Raw genomic sequence first — 22,025 nt, forward strand, 5'->3', positions numbered from 1 at the left:
TTATTAGCCTTCAGTTTGAGTTTCTGCTTCAGTAAAAATTGGCGGCCACAGTTCAGAAATTGGCAATTCCCAACCGGGGAAAAGTTCGGCGACTGTCAAAATATCTTCATTTCCCAACACAATTGGTTCACATTCCTGACGATAAACTGTAACAGTTTCTTCGTCCGGGTCAATCAAAATTCCAACTTGTGCTCCGAGTTCTAGAAAATTTAGAATCTTTTTTTCTAGCGGTTTAATGCGATCGCTCTGTGATTTAATTTCTACTACCAAGTCTGGGACTAATTCTCCGAAATAACGGGGACTTTGCCTGAGACGTGCCGCTCGGACAAAAGAAACATCAGGTGCTGTAAGGTTAGCATCAGGTAAAATAAAGCCGCCTGCGGAGTCAAAAACTCTACCCAAACGGCGGGGATTCACCCAAACGAAGAGAAACGCACTCAAGCGAATGCCAATTTCACTAGATACAATATCTGACGGGCCCACAATGATAATCTTCCCGCTTTGTAGTTCAACTTGGTAGTCTTGACCGGCTTCTTTGAAGGTTTTTTGGACTTTTTCTAAGTCTTTGAGTGTCATCATACGATTTTAGATTTTAGATTTTAAATTTTAGATTTTATAATTATCTGCAACTGACGCACTCTAAATCATATTGGTTATTGCTTATTTTGTCAGGTGCGTCAATCTATTTTAGATTTTAGAATTGAAGAATTATCTGCAACTGACGCACCCTACAGGTTGGTTATTCCTTAGCCGAAAAGGAGTTGCCGCAGCTACAGCTTTGGGCTGCATTGGGATTGTGAAATCGGAAACCTCCGCCCATCAAGTCTTCTGAATAATCCAAGGTGAGCTCATTGAGATATTTTAAGTGCTGGGGGTCGATCGCAACTTCAATTCCCTCCGACTCGCATACAGCATCTTCTGGGGCTGGCGCATCGTCAAATGCCATTGTATAAGACAAACCGGAGCAGCCGCTCGATTCCACGCCCAGACGAAATAAAGCATTGGGGTTCGGATGCTTCGACTTGAGGCGCGTTACTTCTGTTGCTGCTGTTTTGCTCAGATGAATCATTATGAGTAATTGGTAATTGGTAATTCGTAATTGGGAAGTAATGTTGAGTTTTGAAAATGTAGAATGTGCCTAGGCGTGTACCTTACCCGGAGAATGTAAAGTGCGCCAGGCCGCGCACCTTACCCCTATATTTTTAGCAACTTGAGTTACTTAGCCTTTTCATTACGAGCATAATCGTCTTGAAAGCGGATAATATCATCTTCTCCGAGATATTCGCCATTCTGCACCTCAATTAAAACCAGGGGGATAACTCCCGGATTTTCCAGGCGGTGAGAAGTGCACTGAGGAACGTAGGTAGACTGATTTGTAAACAGAACTTGTTCAGTTTCGCCACAAGTAACTTTTGCAGTACCAGAAACCACAATCCAGTGTTCGCTGCGGTGGTGGTGCATTTGCAGGCTGAGGCGGTGTCCTGACTTAACTTCGATCCGCTTAATTTTATATCCTGGCCCTTCTTCTAGAGTCGTAAAGGAGCCCCAAGGCCGCAATTCTGTAGCGGCTACTGCGTTGGGTGCTGCAGGTGCGTGCAGGGTAGATACTTGAGAAATTTCTTGAATCTGAACCATGATTTTTACTCCTTGAGGATTGCTTGCTGAATCCTTTGGTAAACGACGTTGTTTTTTGAGATTAACTAATCTATAGTTAAAACCGAAGCCCACCTGCGGGAACCGCTTAGGGGACTGTAGATTTTTGCACTTTTGTCTGCTTTGCCCGATCGACTTGCCTTAACAACCATAGCAAAACCAACATAGCTGTTGTCACCTGGTATTCGCTCGATCGCCCCAATCTACATCAAATCTTCATAGAAAGGGCGCTGGTTATTGAATATTGATTAAAGGTGAATCCTACTCCACCTCTTGAGACTGCTGCTGCAAAACTTCTAGCATCTGGTTAGAGATAATGACCCTGGGATATACCACCCGCAACAGCAGCAGATTCATCAATAGCCGCCCGTTGGGTTCGTTACCATCCCGAAATGGATGAATCGAAACAAAGCGAAGATGTGCTTTGGCTGCCAACTCTAGCGGATGTAACGATCTGATTTTATCACTGTTGAGCCATTGGATAAATTCCCGCATCAAACCCAAAAGCAAATAATGAGGCGGATAGAGGTATTCGGTACCGGCGGCTTTGAGCTCTAACTGCCGATAGCGTCCAGCTTCCTCCGGGGCGATCGCCCTTATAATTAAGTTGTCAATTTGTTTAATTTCCCATTCACCGATCGCAGTGTCCGATCGCGTTAGCATTTCAATGTACTCGATCGCATCTCGATGTGCGATGACTTCTAGGTGTTCTCGCTTTCGTTTTGCCACCTACAGTGATGCCGATTTTAGAACTAATTCGGTTTCGCGCTGTGTCAAAGTATTTCCCTCCAGCGCATTGGAGTGATAAGTGAACCGAACGTCGTAGAGTTTTTTCAATTCTGCAACCAGGGTGGGAGAAAGCGGCCGAAAGCTATCTAACCACGCTTTGAGTCGATCGACTTTTTGCAATTTTTCAGAAAGATTCACCGCTGATGAGAAAGCAAAATGCTGGTGGAGAATGTCACCCAGACGCTGAGGATAAAGTCGGACTAACAGTGCGATAAAGTTATGATAGAGTTGATTGGCGATCGGGGATTGAGTAGTTGGGAATAACTGCATAGAGAGTATTTATTAAAACTATGCACTGACAATCGTAACTTGTTCAGTAGTTGCCATTGCTAAAATCGCTAAAACTTTTGAAGCTAAAGGCTTCAAATCAGCCAAGCGATTAGATGGTGCTTGTAGAACAATTACCGCAATATCAAACTGTGGTAAATTTTGTTGAAATGATAAGTTGCGATCGACGGTGATGAAAACATCAAACTCTGCTTCTGCAAGTGCAAGAAGTTGACCATTTTTTACACCTGCCCATCCCATTTGTGGAACTGTTTTTATCTCATAGTCAACAAATTCTCTGGCAAATTTGCGATCTATACACTCATCCAAAAGAAGCTTCATGCGTTATGCTACCATGCCAACGAGCTGTTTTTCTACCTGTTCCAGCAACGCGATAACTTGCTCTTTAGTTACGGTTGGAAATCCATCTAAAAAATCATCAATGGATTCTCCTGCTTTTAGATAGTCCAGAAGTGTTTGTACCGGAACCCTAGTACAAGCAAATACTGGGGTTCCCCCCATAATCTCAGGAGATACGCTAATAATTGAAGAGTGTTCAAGCATAAATATTTAGATCTTCGGGTTCCATAGTTAAGTTATCGGCTTTAACTATTTTTTTACTCGGATCGAATAAGTTTGGATTTTTTGGTAGCTCTACCCAATTGAGTAGATCCACATATAATACATGATACTAGAGCGATCGGCATCCCATCCTCTACTCTAGATCAACATCTTTTCGCCACTTTGACAGGAGCATCAAAATGAACAGCAACGGACTGCCACAAAAGCAAGGTCTGTACGATCCGCAGTTCGAGCACGACGCTTGCGGAGTCGGATTCATCGTACACATGAAGGGTAACAAATCCCACGAAATTGTCGAGCAGGCACTGACAATCCTCTTGAACCTCGACCACCGGGGCGCGTGCGGCTGCGAACCCAACACCGGAGACGGGGCGGGGATTTTGATGCAGGTACCCCACAAGTTTCTCAAGAAAGTAACGGCGGCCCTAAACATCGAACTTCCTGAAGCCGGCGAGTACGGCGTTGGCGCGATTTACTCGTCGCCAAATCAAACTGAACGCGAAAACGGCAAACGCATTTTTGAGGAAATCGCGGCAGAAGAAGGCCAGGAAATGCTGGGCTGGCGCGATGTGCCCACGAACAACTCGTCCCTCGGCGACACCGCCAAATCTAGCGAACCCTTCATGCAGCAAGTGTTCCTCCGGCGCGCCGCAGGTATTGACGAGGCGGCTTTCGAGCGGAAACTGTACGTCATCCGCAAGCGTGCTCACAACGCCATCCGCAGGACTAACACAGACCCATACTGGTATAATTCCACACTCTCCTGCCGGACGATCGTCTACAAGGGTATGTTAATGCCGGTGCAAGTCGGCGATTACTATCCCGATTTGCATGACCCCGACATGGAAAGCGCTCTAGCCCTGGTTCACTCGCGCTTCAGCACGAATACTTTTCCGAGTTGGGAACGATCGCACCCTTACCGCTACATCGCCCACAACGGCGAAATTAACACGATGCGCGGCAACATTAACTGGATGCACGCGCGGCAATCGCTGTTCGAGTCGGAACTATTCGGCGATGACTTAAAGAAAATCCCCAATTTAATCAATATCGAAGGCAGCGACTCGACGATTTTTGACAATGCTTTGGAATTGCTGACTTTGGCTGGGCGTTCTTTGCCTCACGCCGTAATGATGATGATTCCGGAACCTTGGACAGCCCACGAGTCGATGAGTGACGAGAAAAAGGCTTTCTATGAATACCATTCTTGCTTGATGGAACCTTGGGACGGCCCGGCTTCGATCGCATTTACCGATGGTACTTCGATCGGGGCCGTGCTCGATCGCAACGGTTTGCGCCCTTCCCGCTACTGCGTTACCAAAGACGACTTGGTAATTATGGCATCGGAAGCCGGAGTTTTGCCGATCGCCCCAGAACGAATTGTATCAAAAGGTCGCTTGCAACCGGGGCGGATGTTCCTGGTAAATACCGAGGAAGGCCGCATCGTCTCTGACGAGGAAATTAAAACCAAAATCGCCACAGAACACCCGTACCGCCAGTGGATCGACCAGCACATGGTTGAAATTGCCAAACTCAAAGATGCGCCGGCAGTAGCAGAATCTCATCCCGAAACATTATTGCAGCGGCAAATGGCCTTTGGCTACACCTTTGAAGAACTGCGGTTGCTGTTAGCACCGATGGCAAAAGATGGCGTGGAAGCTGTCGGCGCGATGGGTGCGGATACGCCGCTGGCGGTGCTTTCCAACCGGCCAAAACTGCTTTACGAATACTTCCAGCAGTTGTTTGCTCAAGTTACCAATCCGCCGATCGATTCTATCCGCGAAGAAATTGTGACTTCTGCCGAAACTACGATCGGCGCTGAACGCAATTTGCTCAAACCGGAACCGGAAAGCTGTCATTTAATTGAACTGAAAACGCCAATTCTCAGCAATGAAGAATTAGCTAAGCTCCAACACGTAAATGAGGGCAATTTCAAGTCCATCACGGTGCCGATTTTGTTTGACCCCAAAAGCGGCGTGAAAGGTCTAGAACAGGCGTTAGAAGAGGTTTTTGCAGCAGCAGACAGCGCGATCGCCTCCGGGGTGAATATCATCATTTTGAGCGATCGGGGTATTAGTCCAGACAAAGCCCCAATTCCGGCGCTGCTGGCAGTTGCGGGCCTGCACCACCACTTGATCCGTAAAGGTACGCGCACGCGGGCGGGACTCGTGCTCGAATCCGGCGAACCGCGCGAAGTGCATCACTTTGCGACACTTATTGGATATGGTTGCGGCGCGATTAATCCGTATTTGGCCTTTGAGACGATCGCCGATTCGATCCGCGAAGGATTGCTGCTAAATGTCGAGTACAAAACAGCTTGCAAAAACTACATCAAAGCCGCAACTAAAGGTGTGACGAAAGTTGCATCGAAAATTGGGATTTCCACAATTCAAAGTTATCGCGGCGCGCAGATTTTTGAGGCGATCGGCTTAAACAAATCCGTAGTCGATAAATACTTTGCTTGGACGGCCTCGCGGATTGAAGGTGTAGACCTCGAAGTCATCGCCCAAGAAGCAATTTTGCGCCACAATCACGCATTCCCCGATCGCCCATCCAGCGGACATACTCTCGATGTCGGCGGCGAATATCAGTGGCGGAAAGAAGGCGAGGCGCATTTGTTTAGTCCCCAAACAATTCACGCGCTGCAAAAGTCGGTGCGCGAGGGCAGTTATACGCTTTTCAAACAGTATTCTGGACTGGTAAACGAACAAAACCAGCAGCATTTTACCTTGCGCGGTTTGTTGCAATTCAAGCAGCGGGAATCGATACCGATTGAGGAAGTTGAGCCGATCGAGTCTATTCTCAAACGCTTTAAAACTGGGGCGATGAGTTACGGTTCGATTTCGAAAGAAGCCCACGAATCTTTAGCTGTGGCGATGAACCGCATTGGTGGCAAATCGAACACCGGTGAAGGCGGCGAAGATCCCGATCGCTACACTTGGACGAACGATCGCGGCGACTCGAAAAACAGCGCGATCAAACAAGTTGCTTCCGGGCGTTTCGGCGTTACCAGCTTGTACCTTTCCCAAGCGCGGGAACTGCAAATCAAGATGGCGCAAGGCGCGAAACCCGGTGAAGGCGGACAGTTGCCCGGTAAAAAAGTATACCCGTGGATTGCGAAGGTGCGGAACTCGACTCCGGGTGTGGGTTTGATTTCGCCTCCTCCTCACCACGACATTTATTCGATCGAAGATTTGGCCGAATTGATTCACGACTTGAAAAATTCCAACCGGGAAGCGCGGATTAGCGTGAAACTCGTGTCGGAAGTTGGAGTCGGGACGATCGCGGCCGGTGTTGCGAAAGCCCACGCCGATGTCGTGTTGATTTCCGGCTACGACGGCGGTACCGGCGCTTCGCCGCAAACTTCGATCAAACACGCGGGATTACCTTGGGAATTGGGACTGGCTGAAACTCACCAAACTTTGGTACTCAACAATCTCCGCAGCCGGATTGTCGTGGAAACTGACGGTCAAATGAAAACCGGCCGCGATGTAGTAATTGCTGCCTTGCTTGGTGCTGAGGAATTCGGTTTTGCTACCGCGCCGCTGGTTACATTGGGCTGCATTATGATGCGCGTGTGTCACCTGAACACTTGCCCGGTGGGCGTGGCGACCCAAGACCCGCTGCTGCGGAAAAACTTTACCGGCGACCCCGAGCACACGGTAAACTTTATGACCTTCGTCGCGCAGGAAGTCCGGGAAATTATGGCGCAGTTGGGCTTCCGCACGCTGAATGAAATGGTGGGGCGGACTGATGTTTTGGAACCTCAGCAAGCGGTGGAACACTGGAAGGCTAAGGGTTTGGATTTCTCGAAAATCCTTTATCAGCCCGAGGTGGGGGCGGATGTCGGGCGCTATTGCCAGATGGCGCAGGATCACGGTTTGGAAAAGTCCCTGGATATGACTGTGTTGTTGGATTTGTGCAAAGGTGCGATCGAAAATGGCGAAAAAGTACACGCCAAACTGCCGATTACCAATGTCAACCGCGTTGTCGGCACAATTCTCGGCAACGAAATCACCAAACGCCACTGGGAAGGTTTGCCGGATGACACGGTGCACCTGCACTTCCAAGGCAGCGCTGGGCAAAGCTTTGGCGCATTCGTGCCCAAGGGTGTCACCCTGGAGCTCGAAGGCGAAGCTAACGACTATTTGGGCAAGGGGCTCAGCGGCGGCAAGATTATCTTGTATCCGTCGCAGGCTTCTACCTTTGTCGCGGAAGAAAACGTGATTGTCGGTAACGTAGTGCTTTACGGCGCGACATCCGGCGAGGTTTTCATCCGAGGGATGGCGGGCGAACGTTTTGGGGTGCGTAACTCCGGCGTTAACGCAGTAGTTGAGGGTGTGGGCGATCACGGTTGCGAGTACATGACTGGTGGCAAAGTTGTAGTTTTGGGTGAAACCGGGCGCAATTTTGCAGCGGGTATGAGTGGCGGTGTTGCTTACATTTTGGATGAGGCGGGGGATTTTGCTACTCGCTGCAATATGTCGATGGTGGATTTGGAAAAATTGGAGGATGTTGAGGAAATTAGCGATTTGCGGCAAATGCTTCAGACTCACGTTGATTTGACTGGAAGTGCGAAAGCATCGAAGGTTCTGGCTGCGTGGGACTCGATGGTGCCGGTGTTTGTGAAGGTGATGCCGAGGGATTATAAGCGGGTGTTGCAGGCTATTGAAAGGGCGATCGCATCGGGTTTAAGCGGTGATGATGCGCTGACGGCTGCGTTTGAAGAAAACGCTCGCGATGTCGCTCGGATTGGCGGCAGCTAGGGTTTAGCATGAGGAATGGGTAATGGCTGTTACAGCCGCCAATTACCTATTCCTCGTTAAAGCTTTCGATCGCGGTACTATATCGGTTAGGCGCGGGACTTCTGCTGTTTTAGGTAAGTTGGGAATCAGTAAAATGAGCCACGAAAAAAATATTTTTACGACCAACTGGATTACTGTGAAGCAAACTGCCAGGGGATTTCATTACTTGGAAAGAAAGGGAAAAGACTCAGTAGCTATATTCTTAGTCAGAAAAAGCAATGTTGCTGGAAGGGAAATAGAATATGAAGTCCTCATTAGACAGCAACCCCTCTGTATCGATAGTTCCGATCTAAATGAAGAACTTCCGCTCTATCCTTGCCCCATTACTGGGGGGATAGAGGCGGGCGAGTCACCAGAGAAAGCAGCAATCAGAGAGGTAGATGAAGAATCTGGGTTTTCTGTTCAGGTTGTGCCGTTAGGTAAATATATTGTTGGCACTCAAACGAACGAAATTTGCTATATGTACTATGCTGATGTCAGCGATATACAACCCCATACTGCACAGCAAGATGGTTCTTTCTTTGAAGCCATCAGTAAAAATGAATGGCATCCTTTTGACTATTTGAGTAAATGCGATTATTCAGCTTGCCAGATCGGATATTTTAAGCTCAGAAACATTCTTTTTTAAAAATATGTGCAGTGTGAGTCTGTACGAAAGAATGATTTAGAACACAGATGATAAATTTCAAGAAATAGAAAAAATTATTTTTTTACTCCTACAATTTGTGCCAAGGCTTTAACATATTCATCTAACTCTTCACTAAGTAATCGCAATTCTTGACGCAACTGAGGCTCCTGTGACCAGTTTTTTTCATGTTCTTTAGGACCAGTATTGGGGGAACACTGTGCCTCCCATGCCTGTAGTAAAGGATGCCATTTAGACAGAAATGGACGCAAACCTTGATTGAGTACAGCAATAGCAATTCCGCCAACAGAGTTATATGATATGCCTACATCAGGGCCAGCTTCTCTGAGAATTTGACGTGTAATCTCAAACATTTTGTAGAGCGAATTTAGAGCTTCCCGTAACAGTCCTTGGTCGGATTGAAGCGATTCTACAGTAATGCGAGTTACCAGTTCCACATAAAGCGCCCATGCTGCTTTTCGTTCGGTTACATCAGCTTCCCACTCTGCGCCACCGATGCCGAAGGGAAGGTTTACAGATACTTTTTTTAATTTGGCAGGGTCTTGTTTTGGCATTGGTTTATTCCTTTTATAGATTTACTATTTTATCGATTTAATTCAAGATATTTTTTTTACTTCCTCAGCGACAGATTCTGCCTTTTCAGGATACAGCCTCGCTAGAATAGTACACATTTTATAGGCAGTATCGGAGGAGTAAGCACAGGAAATTAACAGCTTTTTGAAGTTATCTTTGTCTTGAATTTGGTCAAGGATAGTAGCAATATTGCACAATAGTTGATGACGGTTAGTTAATTTTTTTGCTGCTGTACGAAATGCCTTTTCCACTTGTCCTGCCATTGCCTGTATGTAAGCAATCAGCTCAATTGCTTCAAGTTGCTTGTCTTCATCTGTAATTTTTTCTTGGGCTTTAAGAGCAGCATTAAGTGTATTCAATATCTCTTCTTTGTCTCCTTTATTCCCTTGAAATGCAGCAATCTCATAGAGTGTTCTTACTTGTTCCAATCTATCCTCAATTTTGTTAACATTTTCCAGGGCAAGAGTAATCTCTCCTGCCTCTGCTTGGTCTGCTGCTATTCTTGATAGAAGTGAGTCTGGATTTGTCTTGATTGCTTGGGTTGTCTCCTCTGTGACTATCTCAAGGGCTTCAGAAAAAATAGCTAATGCTACTTCTCTATCTCCAAGTGCCATTTGAGCCACTGCTATGGAACTTAGAGTTGTCGCTGAATGGTCAAATACCAAACTAAAAGAACTGAGAGCATCTTCATAAATAGTCGCAAGGGCTGTCTTTAATATTTCCTTTTGTTCTGCATCTGGGTGTACCTGTGCTAGTGTTTTAAGTACCTGGGCTTTACGACCAATAATTTCAATTTTTTGTACTGTCTCTAAAGCACCATTAAACTCTCTTGCTCTTGCCTGTGCTATACCTATTGTTTTAAACAGTTTAACAACAGACACCTTAACAGAATTGGGAGAATTTTGCTTTTCAACCGTCTGTATAATCTCAATCGCCTCAGTGAAGATATCTTGTGCATTATTTCTTTGACCTGCTTTAGTGTATACTTCTCCTAATAATGCTAGAATATTTACTCTGTCTTTCAAATTATGAATTTGACTGGAAATTTTATAGACATCATTAGCATAATCTATACCTTGCTTGTTGTGATGATTTTCTATAAGCAAATCTGCCAAATTTATTAAAGCCAAAGCTTGTTGATATGAAAGCTCAGAACCAAATGAAATTTTGATTCCCATTGCCAATGTATCTCGTGATTCTTGGACTAGGCCAGCTTGTAGCTTTACTGTAGCGATAGACTGTAGAAGTTCAACCTTTTTGACTTGATTGAATAGTTGATTAGCAATCTCGATCGCATTACTAAATTTTTTAGCATGAGCGTATGCTTTGGCTATTTCTACCGCAGCATCCTCTTGTGTACTTTGTTCTTGAATGTCACTGCTAGTTTTAAGTGCTTCCTCCAATTGTCCTGCTGCTAACTGTTCTTGCACGGTTTTCAACAGTGCTGAGTCTCGATCTTCTTGAATTTTTTCAAATATTTCAGCCGGATCGTGCTGTTGGTTAAAAGGTTCAAGACTTGCACGTTCTTCAATAGTCTCACGTGCCTCTGCCAATCGACCCATTTGTCGCTGCTTGCTGGCTATGGTATTAAGAATATGATAAAAGGAGTTTTTGTCCTCATTATTTCTGGCTAATTGTTTCGCTTGACTCAGTGAAGTTATTGCCTGTTCTTTATCCCCAATTTTTGCTTGTACATCGGCAAGAGATATCCAGGAAGCTGCGGATGCACCTTGCATATCAATACGTTGCAGCGTTTCGCGGGCATCCAAAAATAATCCTACATCTGCCTGTAAATTTGCTATCGCAATCAAGATATTCGTTCCAGCCTTTGCCTTTAAATTCTCAGCAGTTTCAATAGCTTCGGCAAAGGTCGCTTTTGCTTCCTCCATCTGTCCCACTTCCATTTGTGCTTTAGCTACATCACCCATCCCCCATAGCCAAAACTGACTCGGAAAGGTTTTCCTAGTAATCTCAAGGGATTTTGCCAAGATAGATTTTGTTTCTTGAGTATTTCCTTTCTCTATCTGCGCTTTTAATATATTTCGTAATGGATACCACTGCTTAAGTTCTAAAAGAATTCCTTCCGCAATTTTCAGCGCCGTTTGAAATCTTTCGCGATAGATGAGAATTTGGCAAAGTCGGTAGCGAGTCATATATTGAAAAAGCCTCTGCTGCAAAGCAATACAGGCTTCCTCATTTACTTCAAAAATATGGGCTAGAAGATAAGCAGCATAATCACCTTGCCAATGGGTGGCCCCTATTTGAAAACGTGGCAAATTCTTCTGCTGCAATCTATCCAAAGTCTCCCGTGCTTGCTCTAATTTGCCCTCATCATTCAACTCCCACGTCAGCAGCAAATACCACAGGATGCAGCGTTCAATTTCCAATCGATCTGCCAGTCTCCATGCTCTTTCTAAACTGCGATATCGTAGCGCCTCTAGTGGTGATTCTGGCGAATCAACAAGCCGTGCATGTAATAGCAAAAACTCAGCCATTATCTCTGGGTTGTCTTCCTCAGCAGCACCCAGCAAAGCAGTTTGCACCGTTTTCAAAGATAGATTGGGTTCATCAAGTAATTGTTGCAATTGGGCAGATGCAAACTCTTCATCCCGTGCGAGTTTATACAACTCTTCCCAGCGCTTCGCTTTTCTCAGGTGTTCGGCATAATGCCGCAACACATAATCACTAGGCTTTTTCTGCCATTTAGCACAGTATTCAATTAACTTGCCTTCAGCCGAGGAAGCCTGAGGCCCTAGCACACCGCAAAACTCTTGGGCGAGTAATGGGTGAGCAAAGCTGTAGATACCTGCTTGAATACTGAACCACCGTGTTGCCTGCCAGGGTAAATCTGCCAAATCCCATACAGTCAGACTGGTTAAATGCTGAATATCATGCTCTGATAGCGCTCCCAGTGCTACTGACAGTAAGGCGAACAATTCCTGCACTTCCGGTTGCCGCTTTATCTCCTTTATTTTTGCCAGTTGCCGAAACTGTTCTTTCACATAATCTTTGAAGCCTCCTGGACTATCTTTAAGTACCGCTTGCACATCCTGACGTTTTATTGCCGCCTGTCTCAAATCATCAAGGAGATAACGTAGGTAGAGCGGCAATCCATCCGTTGTCTTATGCAGTCTTGTGACAAAATCCTCATCTTGCGAATAAGTAGCTAACTCGCTGATTTGCTCTAGCCACTTAGGAATTGCCTCACAAGGTAGCCGTTTAAGGGGCAATATCTGGGCATTATCTGTCCAATTACGCAGGTATTCTGGCTTCTCCCCTTTCTCGGCTCGTGCTGAAGCAATGACAAATACACCAGCAGATAGAGAGGTAAAAAACGGCTCAAAAGTTTTGTCTGCTTCATCTAACCCGTCTAAAACTATCACTAGGCGTTTGCCATCTTCCGAAACAGGTTCGCGCAGCATCCCCACAAGAATATCCCGCATCCTATACTCATCATTCGGGTACTGCCCGTTCCTGATTTTGTAATAATAATAAAGTTGCTTCAGCAAATGGCGATAGGCTTCAGAAACCGATCGCGTTTTTTCGTAACGGTTGCTAAAACAGTGATAGGCAATAAAAAAATCATCCTGTCGCGTCTTTTGCCAGTGAGATAATAGAGCTGATTTCCCAAAGCCAGCAGCAGCCGTTACCAACAACACGCCACTAGAATTGTTTGTCAAAAATTCATCTAGTTGACGCTTTTCTTCTTCGCGTCCCTCAAATGGCTGTTGGGTGTAATCGCTGACAATTTGCCTTACTTGAGCTTCAATCTCATATCCGATATATTGCTTGCCAACGATTGAGATTGCGGGTTCAGCAAGCGTTTTTTCTAGGCGAACGAGTCCATCCTGCTCTTGCTCGAGCCTTTGGATGACTCTGATAGCTCTAAGGCTTTGCTCTGCCCAAGGGCTTGGAATAATCGAGAGGTCAATGTTTAAACGGAACAACACTTCCTCAAATTGAGCAGGACTCAACTTCTTAAGGTGGTTTAATAGCTCATTTCGATCGGCCATTCAGCCTACTTCCTCAAATGTGGAGCAACTTGATAAATAGCATCTAGCAATCCTGAAAGAGACCCTCCTTCTTTTTGACTGGCAAATTTAATAACATCTGTAGCCTTTTGCACTTGTGCCACATTCGTTGGTAGTTGAGATTCGTCTATATCGTAGCGGAAAATAACTTCGTCAAACTGCGATGTTAAGAGGCTTTTGAGCAGATTAAAAGCTAGTATTCTCGGCGCAACACCGGAGTCAAATTGTCCTTCAGGTAATGGAGAAACAGGTGTAGCCGTAGTCTCACCCTTGAGAGGTGGCTTGCCAGACTCACCCCGAATACCTCTGACAAGTTGTTGAAAACCATCCTCATAGTTTTGGTCGTTTATGCTTACGTGTAAAAAAGATTGGAGAAAAAATGGCTTTTCACAGTCTTTATAAAGGACAGGTATCAAGCGGCGGTTGGGGGTACGCGACTCTTTTTTAGCGGCTACTTCCTCGTTTACTTGTGCAGTCAACCATGCGTCCTTCTCGTAGCTAACCCACTGAGAGTTGACGCTTTCCGGTGACAGTACCAAAATAAAAATGTCCGCACTAGAAAGACCTTCTTCAAGTTTCTCAGGTATCTTGTCACCAGGGAGAATTTCCCATTTATCTAACCAAGCATCAATTCCTTCGCGGGTGCGTAAATCTGTTGCCAGACGCTCGACAAATGGTTTATCTACACTGCTATGACTTATAAATGCTTTCATACTTTTATTTGTTGCAGTATGCAATATCATTGTTCCGAAATTAACAACAGTTTTAAATCAGGGTTTTCCCGATATATTCCCGTTGATATCTCCCCAATAAATCGATCGAATCCTTTATCTACGCGCTGAATTTTTTTATGTAAAATGGTTGAATCTACTCTTTACAATCGACATTGACACTTTGATTATAATTAGGGCTTACTGAAAAAGCAAGAAAACAGCTTTTAGAAAGACGGGTAGTGCCATTTCGGAACTCATGCTGCTGTCTGTAAGTGTTTATAAGCATGAGCTTTGGCTAAACGCACCCAATGTTCTAGGAGCAAGTATCGATCGAGTTCGACTTCTTCCGAGCGATCGAGCATACCATGTTTATGGCGATCGAGCAGTTCGCTCATGCGGGCTTGCAATGCAGGCTTGGCGCGGATGGCGAGGAAACATTCTTAATTACCGACGAATAAAACGGTAATTATATGTGGATGAATCTGGGCTGGCAAAAGGGCGATCGCATTACCGGGATGACTGTCTACGTTCGCCTTCGCGATGGTAAATTCTGGATCGAGGAAGACTGGACAGAAGATGGGAGTGCAACGGATTTGGTGCGTGCAGGAGTTCCCAAGGAAGATATTGTGTTGGCATTTCACGAGCCTGGAATGCGGCAATACACGGATTTTGCAGTAGCTTCTTAGCACTTCATGAAACTTTATTCAGATGTCATCTTGCTGTGCAACCTTCCAGAAGAAGGACTTTATACCGGCGAGATCGGTACAGTTTTAGAACAGCATCACGTTGAGGGACTAGAAACAGGTTATAGCGTTGAGTTCTTCGAGCTGTTGGGAAACATTGCAGCAGTTGCCACACTACCTGGAAGTTATTTGCGATTTAATTGAGCGATCGCAACCGATCCACAACCGATCGAAATTGAACTCACCCCCGAATTGCTCTTGGGCAACCCGTTTGATATAATCTGGTTAGTAGATTGTAGAATAGCAATCAAAAAAAGGGATAATTATGAGCGTCGAACAAGCCATTTTGGAAAATGTGAAGGTCTTATCGCCAGACCAGCAACAAGAAGTCTTAGCTTTCATCAAATTCTTGCAGTCCGATAAATGGGAACATATCTATAAAGGACGCTTCAAAGAACTGCAACAAGAAATTCGTCTGGGAATGGATGCGGCCGATCGAGGTGAAGTAATTGATGCTGAAGATATGTTTCGGAGTTTGCGCTTAAAGCTGCAACAACGTCGCACGCAAGCAGATATATAAATCGGATTTGTAGATTTACAGTTCCGGCAAGTCGAGACATAGAAAGCATTATGGACTATATTGCCGATCGCAGCGGTTTTGATGCAGCAGAAAGCTTCCTGGACAGAATTAACGATAAGTGTCAAACTCTCTCGCAGTTTCCGAGTATGGGACGCAATCGCGATGAGTTAATGGAAAATGTACGGAGTTTCCCGATCGATGATTACCTCATTTTCTACAGTCCGATCGAAGCAGGAATTGAAGTTCTGCGGGTTGTTAGCGGCTACCGAGATTTAGAAAATTTATTCTCTGAGTGAACTGTATCGAGTTTCTTATATTATGAAAGCCATTGAAACCACCGGAAACATTGACGATCGAGGGATGCTTTGTATCGATCGACCCCTTGCTATTGTAAGCCACAGCCACGTTCGGATTATTGTTTTAGTGCCCGAAGACACTGACATCGATCCGGATGATGACCCCACTGAAACTGTCCTCGAAGGGCTTCAGCAAGGCTTCCATGAGGCAATTACCGGACAAACTCTCCCCTTGTCTCAACTGTGGGACGGAATCGATGACAATTGATCCGCAACCGATTCAAATTGAAGTCACCCCCCGATTTCAACGAGACCTGCGAAGTTTAGCCAAACGCTATCGCAACATTCGCAACGACATTCAGCCTGTAATCGAACAACTTCAAGCGGGGGAACTTCCGGGCGATCGCATTCCGGGAATGGAGTACGAAATTTTCAAAGTCAGAATTAAGAACAGCGACATTCAAAAAGGCAAAAGCGCTGGCTACCGTGCTATTTATTACCTCAAAACTAGCGATTCGATCGTTTTGGTGACTATCTATTCTAAATCAGACCTATCAGACATCGCCGCCGAAACAGTTCGAGAAATTCTCGCCCAATATGAGCAACAATTTCCAGAATCAGAAGAATTATGAATCAAGAATTTTTGAACTCGATCGAGTCCAAGTATCTACTTGAAAAACTAATATACGGCTAAGTAGAATTTCACCCACATTGAGGGGCTAGAAACAGGTTATAGCGTTGAGTTATTCGATTTGTTGGGGAACACTGTGGCAGTTGCGAGGCTACCTGGAAGCTATTTGCGATCGCAGGAGGAGTGCAAATAGACCTACAGTAAGACTTGTTAATAGTCTTGCTGCCCAAGGAAGTCGATCGAGAGGACATACAGGCGATCGTCAATATTCACAATTCTCATGCGCGCAGTCAAAATACGTCGATCGCGGCTTTTTGCTAACACAAATTACTGAAGATGAGATTGTCAAAAGCTTAAATAATTCATGCAGATATTTTGTGACCGCTAAAACCGATGGGAAAATTCTGGGATTCGTGGCTATATCACAACCCAAAATATCTGATGAAATGTTGGATAAAATTATCTGGAAAGATGAGGTCTTTAAGAAAAGAGTCACAAGCGATAGGCATTTTTATATCGAAAGAGTAGCAACAAAGTTAGATTGGATGGGTAGAGGTGTTGCTCGATTTATGTATAAAGAAATTTATCAATTTTTTCCCAATTCATTTATTTCGCTGTTTATTGTTACCCAGCCAATAGCTAATACTCGTTCCCTAATGTTTCACCAAAAACAGGGATTTGAACAAATAGGAAATTTGCAAGTTGACCTATTTCTCTATCTAGAAAATTATGAAATTATTGTGATGTTTAAAGAAACTTGAATTTATGATGAGTGAGTCTCCAAGCAGAAGCCGAACTCAATCCAGCCTAACAGGAATTACCCGAAGCGAGGGAACTGTTATCTCCGCGAATTGCCCTCTCAAATAAGCTCGATTTAACTCCCTTGGCGGCCGCTATACTTCCCATCCTCGCAGTAAAAATATTTTTCTCCAAACAAAAAGCGCCCCTATTACTAGGAGCGCTTTTTGTCAATCAAAAGCTAAAACTTAGCCGTTGATGGAAGGAGCAACCATTGCTACGGGAGTGGTAACACCTGCAGCCAAGTCGAGAGGGAAGTTGTGAGCGTTGCGCTCGTGCATTACTTCCATACCCAAGTTAGCGCGGTTGATCACATCAGCCCAAGTATTGATGACACGACCTTGTGAGTCGATAATCGATTGGTTGAAGTTGAAACCGTTCAAGTTGAAAGCCATCGTGGAGATACCCAAAGCGGTAAACCAGATGCCGACTACTGGCCATGCACCTAACAAGAAGTGCAAAGAACGGCTGTTGTTGAATGAAGCGTATTGGAAAATCAAACGACCGAAGTAGCCGTGGGCTGCAACGATGTTGTAGGTTTCTTCTTCTTGACCGAATTTGTAACCGTAGTTTTGCGATTCGGTTTCGGTTGTTTCACGAACCAAGGAAGAAGTAACTAAAGAACCGTGCATGGCGGAGAACAAGCTACCACCGAAGACACCAGCAACTCCCAACATGTGGAACGGGTGCATCAGGATGTTGTGCTCGGCTTGGAACACGATCATGAAGTTGAATGTGCCGGAGATACCCAAGGGCATACCGTCAGAGAAAGAACCTTGTCCAATTGGGTAGATCAAGAATACTGCGGTGGCTGCTGCAACTGGTGCAGAGTAAGCGACGCAGATCCAAGGACGCATACCTAAGCGGTAGGACAATTCCCATTCGCGACCCATGTAGCAAAATACACCGATCAGGAAGTGGAAAATTACCAATTGGTAAGGGCCGCCGTTGTACAACCACTCATCGAGGGAAGCTGCTTCCCAGATTGGGTAGAAGTGTAAGCCGATGGCGTTGGATGAGGGAACAACTGCACCTGTGATGATGTTGTTACCGTACATCAAGGAACCTGCAACTGGTTCGCGGATGCCGTCGATGTCCACTGGAGGGGCAGCGATGAAGGCGATGATGTAGCAGATGGTGGCGCTCAGCAAGGTGGGAATCATCAAGACGCCGAACCAACCTACATAAATGCGGTTGTCTGTGCTTGTTACCCACTCGCAGAAGCGCTCCCAGACATTGGCGCTTTCGCGCTGTTGTAAGGTTGTTGTCATGGTTTTATGATTGCTGTATTTGGTTGTCAATGTTCGGATGATGTTTATATTATTAACGGTGTTGTTAAGGTTTGTAAAGGGGTTGAGCGACAGTTTAACTGATGACTGCGATTAGGAAAGCTGATGAAAGGAGAGACAGGGGCGATCGCCCCGGCGCCACAAGATATGCCAGCGTGCTCTTCGGCGCACCTCAACCCCTAACGAACGGGAGCTATGGGAGGTGGAGAAGGTAGAGAAACAGGAGCGAGGACAGGTGGAGAGACTGGCCTGCGAGCAGGTGGAGAAATCCTGAACTGCTGGAGTTGCTGCGGGGTGAGCGATCGCAAAATTCTCAGTCCGAGAGTGTCTCGGGAGATGCTTAAAGCGTAGGATGGCTGCAAATACGGGCGGAAATTGGATTTGTTGTTCAAATAGCTTTCCATGAAAGCTAGGCTGAGTCCGCTGAGGTAGCGGCGGGCTAAAGCTGGTTCGGGCCCGATCGCCTCTGCTGGTGGCAGAAAGAGGCTTTGAGGGGATTCCTCGATCGTTGAGAAGTGAGTCCCGTTAATCATCAATACCAGATATTTGTTGAGCGATGTCAGCCATGTGAACGGTTGAATTTGTTCGAGGAAAGCGGGGGCGACAGTATCGGCGCTGCCTGCTATCACCATGAGTGGGATTTGGATTTTGCTGAGGTTTGTTTCTCCCAGAATGCTGCTGACGATCGGGTTGATGGCGATCGCAGCTTTGATGCGCGGGTCGTCGAAATTGTATTGGTTACGATCTAGTCCGCGGGCGCGGCACTGCAACAGTAGGGAGAGGTTCCAAGTATCGTTTTCGAGTCCGCAATCTTTGTCTAGCTGGGCAAAATTAATCCCTGCCCCGGCTAATGCTAAAGCGGTATAGCCCCCGAAAGACTGGCCGATGACGCCAACTCGCTGCAAGTCGAGCTGCCCTTGGTAGGCCGGATCGGTTATGGAAAGTTTGGTTAAATAATCGAGCAGGTCTTTGATGTCGAGGGGGCGGTTGACAAATTCTCCTGGTTCTGCTAATTGATTGGCTCTGCCTGTTACTAAGTCTTGGATTTGTTGGGCGTTGCTGCCGGGGTGCTCGGGGACGGCGACGGCAAAGCCGTAGGAGGCTAGGTGTTTTGCTAAATATTGAAAGGAAATGCGATCGGAACCTAAACCGTGGGAAATTACTACTACTGGGGCCGGTTGCCGGCTCCCCTGTGGCAAGTAAATGTCCATATCAAACGTGCGAGGGCGATTTGGACTCGTCAGAGTTACCGATGATTTTTTCCAAGTATAGGGGCCCGGTAGCTGGGGCTGCAGCATTTCGGCGGGCGGTATGACGGGTTCTGAGGCTGCTTGTGCTTCGGACAACTGGGCGACTCCGGCGATCGTCTGATTGGAACGGTTGATCAGAGATGTCAGCTCGTTCCCAATAGCCAAGCCGCGAGCGATGTCAATCCTGATGCCGTAAGTGGGGAATTTCCGCAGCACGTTGAGAATTGTCAGACCTTCTGGATCTGAGGCTGCTAAAATCAAGGCGGCTCGGATGGCATAAAATCCGGGCTGCCGAGCTTTGGTTTGAATTACTCGGCCCAAGCGTTTCAGCAGCACTTCTCCTTGAGGCGTGTAGAGGAATTGGGCGATCGTCACCTGGCTGATTTCAGCTTTCGCTTGCAGGGCGCTGCGAATCTCAGCTAGCTGAGATTCTTTGATGTATTGAGCGAAGCCGTCCAAGTTCGAGTCTATTTTGCCTTCTTTGGCGAAGAGTGCCAGGGATTCGATGGGAACTGATTCTTCTAGCGGCCCGTAAGTTACGTAAATTCGCTCGGCGCCCATTGCCGGTGCGGCAGTGCAAACAGCAGTGAATGCAAACAATCCTAGGTATTTTGGGGCGATCGACCGCCGAGCGCGAAGGGCAGCAGTGGAGAGGCTCGAAAACAGACAGTTCATAACTTTCACACCTAGGACTTCTAATAATTAGTCGGTGAAACGAGGTAAATTGTTTCGTCAATATTTAATGCCGAAAAATCGATCGGTTGCTTCGGATGCTTCGGAAATTAGGTTATCGTGGGTAGCATAGCCTAAAAGTAATTTTCTGATTTGACAAGGCTAGCTGAAATTTAAAATTCCACGCCGAGGGGTCAAACCTACTGGAATGCCCATTGATTATTTTTTCAGCTATCCAAGATATTTTTGATCGAGTTTGTAACTACAGCCTGAGTGAGAGAATTTATGATGTTCAATGCAACTGCTATCCTGATTGACGCTTTTGTGCAAGAGTTGCAGGCCGGCTACCGTCGCACCTACGGCAAGTATAAGCCTGACTACCCTGAAATTATCGCCTGGGCAGGGACTATGGCTCTGGAAAATATCGCCAACTGCGATGCTCTGTACCACAATGTGGAACACACAATGCTCGTGGCTTTGGTGGGACAAGAGATTCTCCGCGGCAAGCATATTCGCGAAGGGGGAGTGTCGCCGGAAGATTGGCTGCACTACCTGATCTCGCTGCTGTGCCACGATATCGGCTACGTCAAAGGTGTTTGCCGCCAAGACCAAGAAGCTGTGGGACTCTACGCTACGGGTATTGACGGGGGCATGGTTTCTGTGCCGATCGGGGCAACTTCTGCCAGTTTAACTCCTTATCATGTCGATCGAGGAAAACTTGTAATTGACGAACGCTTCGGCGGGCACACATTAATTGATGCCGAACAAATCAAACGCAATATTGAATTGACGCGCTTTCCAGTTCCTGCTAGCGAAACTCATCAAGACAGAAACAATTATTCTGGACTCGCTAGAGCCGCCGATTTGATCGGTCAGTTGAGCGACCCCAATTACCTGCGAAAAATAAGTGCCCTGTTCTACGAATTTGAGGAAGTCGGCACTAATAAAATCTTGGGCTACAAGTCTCCGGGAGATTTGCGGCAAAATTACGCCAAGTTTTATTGGAATGGAGTTTTTCCTTACATTCCAGCAGCTTTAAACTATTTGGAATTGACCCAGGGAGGCAAACAGATTATTGCCAACCTCTACGCCAACGTATTTCAGGTTGAACACGCTGAACCGATCGCTTCCAACAAGACAAATGCTCAAGAATTAACCACATCCAGAGCCAATGGCAACTTAAACGGCGAAAAAAATAGTGAGAATTTGCCACCTCCCATGTCCGTGGAAAAGAAGGCATTTGGGGATTTTACCGACTTGAATTTGTAATGATTTATGCGCCGAATTCTGCAGCTATAAAGGCGAGTCAGTGGATTTTAAAATTTAGAATTCTGTGTGATAGGTTTGGCGGAAGGGTCGGCTTTCAATCAGTCGAAGGATTTGAAATTTACTCCATAGATGAATCGGGGAGGTTGAACAAGAGTCGAAAATTTTGGTCGACTGGCGAATCCTGTCGGAAATTATAGCAACCGCCAAGGCGGTTAGGGTGTAAACTGGAAGTAGTCTCGGATGCTGCCCCGATCGCACGACCCATGCCAAAACCCTACAGTTTCGACCTACGTCAGAAAGTCATTCAAGCTATCAAACTAGATGGCTTAAAGATTAGTGAAGCGAGTATACTGTTTAATATCAGTTGCAACACAATCGGCTTATGGTTGAAGCGACAAACCGAAACAGGAGACTTTTTAGCATTACCTAATAAGCCAAACGGTAACGGTCATAAAATTAGTGATTGGGAGAAATTTCGTGAGGCAAGCCAAGACTCAT

Annotated in this window: 24 protein-coding genes; 11 read left to right on the plus strand and 13 right to left on the minus strand. The window is 46.0% G+C overall.

Features of this window, described 5'->3' with window-relative positions; all coding sequences use genetic code 11:
- Nucleotides 1-3 precede the first annotated feature (3 nt).
- The 7 genes from QUB14_RS22755 to QUB14_RS22785 form a co-directional block, all read right to left on the minus strand.
- Nucleotides 4-576 carry a Uma2 family endonuclease gene (locus QUB14_RS22755; protein WP_333219597.1) on the minus strand — a complete coding sequence of 191 codons (573 nt, stop codon included), beginning with the start codon at nt 574-576 and terminating at the stop codon, nt 4-6.
- Between the two features lie 163 nt (nt 577-739).
- A complete protein-coding gene (locus QUB14_RS22760) occupies nt 740-1,069 on the minus strand; it encodes a HesB/IscA family protein (protein ID WP_006630924.1) in 330 nt (109 codons plus the stop codon).
- A 146-nt stretch (nt 1,070-1,215) separates the two neighbouring features.
- Entirely contained in the window at nt 1,216-1,635 is a 420-nt protein-coding gene (locus QUB14_RS22765) for a cupin domain-containing protein (protein WP_333219561.1), read from the minus strand.
- 279 nt (nt 1,636-1,914) lie between these two features.
- Nucleotides 1,915-2,382, minus strand: a complete 468-nt coding sequence (locus QUB14_RS22770) for a Fic family protein (RefSeq protein ID WP_333219563.1) — start codon at nt 2,380-2,382, stop codon at nt 1,915-1,917.
- Nucleotides 2,383-2,712: a hypothetical protein gene (locus QUB14_RS22775; RefSeq protein WP_333219565.1), complete on the minus strand. Its 330-nt coding sequence runs from the start codon at nt 2,710-2,712 to the stop codon at nt 2,383-2,385. It abuts the gene before it with no gap.
- An 18-nt stretch (nt 2,713-2,730) separates the two neighbouring features.
- On the minus strand, nt 2,731-3,051 hold the full coding sequence (locus QUB14_RS22780; protein WP_333219567.1) for a DUF5615 family PIN-like protein: 321 nt from the start codon (nt 3,049-3,051) through the stop codon (nt 2,731-2,733).
- A gap of 3 nt (nt 3,052-3,054) precedes the next feature.
- A complete protein-coding gene (locus tag QUB14_RS22785; protein WP_242716807.1) occupies nt 3,055-3,273 on the minus strand; it encodes a DUF433 domain-containing protein in 219 nt (72 codons plus the stop codon).
- Nucleotides 3,274-3,470: 197 nt separating this feature from the next.
- Between QUB14_RS22785 and gltB the strand changes: the two genes are divergently transcribed.
- Nucleotides 3,471-8,057 (plus strand): glutamate synthase large subunit, encoded by a 4,587-nt coding sequence (gltB, locus tag QUB14_RS22790; RefSeq protein ID WP_333219570.1) that lies wholly within the window; start codon nt 3,471-3,473, stop codon nt 8,055-8,057.
- 22 nt (nt 8,058-8,079) lie between these two features.
- Nucleotides 8,080-8,724 carry an NUDIX domain-containing protein gene (locus QUB14_RS22795; protein WP_333219572.1) on the plus strand — a complete coding sequence of 215 codons (645 nt, stop codon included), beginning with the start codon at nt 8,080-8,082 and terminating at the stop codon, nt 8,722-8,724.
- Between the two features lie 74 nt (nt 8,725-8,798).
- Here the strand turns inward: QUB14_RS22795 and QUB14_RS22800 are convergent, their stop codons facing one another.
- The 4 genes from QUB14_RS22800 to QUB14_RS22815 form a co-directional block, all read right to left on the minus strand.
- Entirely contained in the window at nt 8,799-9,296 is a 498-nt protein-coding gene (locus QUB14_RS22800; protein ID WP_333219574.1) for a hypothetical protein, read from the minus strand.
- 42 nt (nt 9,297-9,338) lie between these two features.
- Nucleotides 9,339-13,328: an AAA family ATPase gene (locus tag QUB14_RS22805; RefSeq protein ID WP_333219576.1), complete on the minus strand. Its 3,990-nt coding sequence runs from the start codon at nt 13,326-13,328 to the stop codon at nt 9,339-9,341.
- Between the two features lie 5 nt (nt 13,329-13,333).
- Nucleotides 13,334-14,059, minus strand: coding sequence for a toll/interleukin-1 receptor domain-containing protein (locus QUB14_RS22810; protein ID WP_333219578.1), 726 nt, complete (start codon nt 14,057-14,059; stop codon nt 13,334-13,336).
- Nucleotides 14,060-14,313: 254 nt separating this feature from the next.
- Complete coding sequence (locus tag QUB14_RS22815) at nt 14,314-14,454, minus strand: hypothetical protein (protein ID WP_333219580.1); 141 nt, start codon at nt 14,452-14,454, stop codon at nt 14,314-14,316.
- Between the two features lie 75 nt (nt 14,455-14,529).
- Here QUB14_RS22815 and QUB14_RS22820 point away from each other — a divergent pair, with 75 nt between their 5' ends.
- The 7 genes from QUB14_RS22820 to QUB14_RS22850 all read left to right on the plus strand — a co-directional run bounded on the left by QUB14_RS22820 (nt 14,530) and on the right by QUB14_RS22850 (nt 17,010).
- On the plus strand, nt 14,530-14,745 hold the full coding sequence (locus QUB14_RS22820; RefSeq protein ID WP_333219582.1) for a XisI protein: 216 nt from the start codon (nt 14,530-14,532) through the stop codon (nt 14,743-14,745).
- A gap of 6 nt (nt 14,746-14,751) precedes the next feature.
- On the plus strand, nt 14,752-14,946 hold the full coding sequence (locus QUB14_RS22825) for a DUF4926 domain-containing protein (RefSeq protein ID WP_333219584.1): 195 nt from the start codon (nt 14,752-14,754) through the stop codon (nt 14,944-14,946).
- 121 nt (nt 14,947-15,067) lie between these two features.
- Entirely contained in the window at nt 15,068-15,322 is a 255-nt protein-coding gene (locus QUB14_RS22830; protein WP_333219586.1) for a hypothetical protein, read from the plus strand.
- Nucleotides 15,323-15,327: 5 nt separating this feature from the next.
- Nucleotides 15,328-15,618, plus strand: coding sequence for a type II toxin-antitoxin system RelE/ParE family toxin (locus QUB14_RS22835; protein WP_333219599.1), 291 nt, complete (start codon nt 15,328-15,330; stop codon nt 15,616-15,618).
- Between the two features lie 22 nt (nt 15,619-15,640).
- A complete protein-coding gene (locus tag QUB14_RS22840) occupies nt 15,641-15,886 on the plus strand; it encodes a type II toxin-antitoxin system RelN family antitoxin (protein ID WP_333219588.1) in 246 nt (81 codons plus the stop codon).
- Nucleotides 15,876-16,250: a type II toxin-antitoxin system RelE/ParE family toxin gene (locus QUB14_RS22845; RefSeq protein ID WP_333219590.1), complete on the plus strand. Its 375-nt coding sequence runs from the start codon at nt 15,876-15,878 to the stop codon at nt 16,248-16,250. Before QUB14_RS22840 ends, QUB14_RS22845 begins: the two co-directional genes overlap by 11 nt.
- A 376-nt stretch (nt 16,251-16,626) precedes the next feature.
- Nucleotides 16,627-17,010: a GNAT family N-acetyltransferase gene (locus QUB14_RS22850; RefSeq protein ID WP_333219592.1), complete on the plus strand. Its 384-nt coding sequence runs from the start codon at nt 16,627-16,629 to the stop codon at nt 17,008-17,010.
- Between the two features lie 225 nt (nt 17,011-17,235).
- On the opposite strand, the gene psbA is transcribed toward QUB14_RS22850, so the two are convergent.
- Entirely contained in the window at nt 17,236-18,318 is a 1,083-nt protein-coding gene (gene psbA, locus QUB14_RS22855) for a photosystem II q(b) protein (protein ID WP_242728607.1), read from the minus strand.
- A 197-nt stretch (nt 18,319-18,515) separates the two neighbouring features.
- Nucleotides 18,516-20,261 (minus strand): alpha/beta hydrolase, encoded by a 1,746-nt coding sequence (locus tag QUB14_RS22860; protein ID WP_333219601.1) that lies wholly within the window; start codon nt 20,259-20,261, stop codon nt 18,516-18,518.
- Nucleotides 20,262-20,546: 285 nt separating this feature from the next.
- Between QUB14_RS22860 and QUB14_RS22865 the strand changes: the two genes are divergently transcribed.
- On the plus strand, nt 20,547-21,527 hold the full coding sequence (locus QUB14_RS22865; protein WP_333219603.1) for an Npun_R2479 family HD domain-containing metalloprotein: 981 nt from the start codon (nt 20,547-20,549) through the stop codon (nt 21,525-21,527).
- 263 nt (nt 21,528-21,790) lie between these two features.
- On the plus strand, nt 21,791-22,025 hold a 235-nt coding region (locus tag QUB14_RS22870), incomplete at its 3' end, for an IS630 transposase-related protein (protein ID WP_333219595.1).

The organism is Microcoleus sp. B3-D2 (assembly GCF_036705345.1).
GTDB lineage: Bacteria > Cyanobacteriota > Cyanobacteriia > Cyanobacteriales > Microcoleaceae > Microcoleus.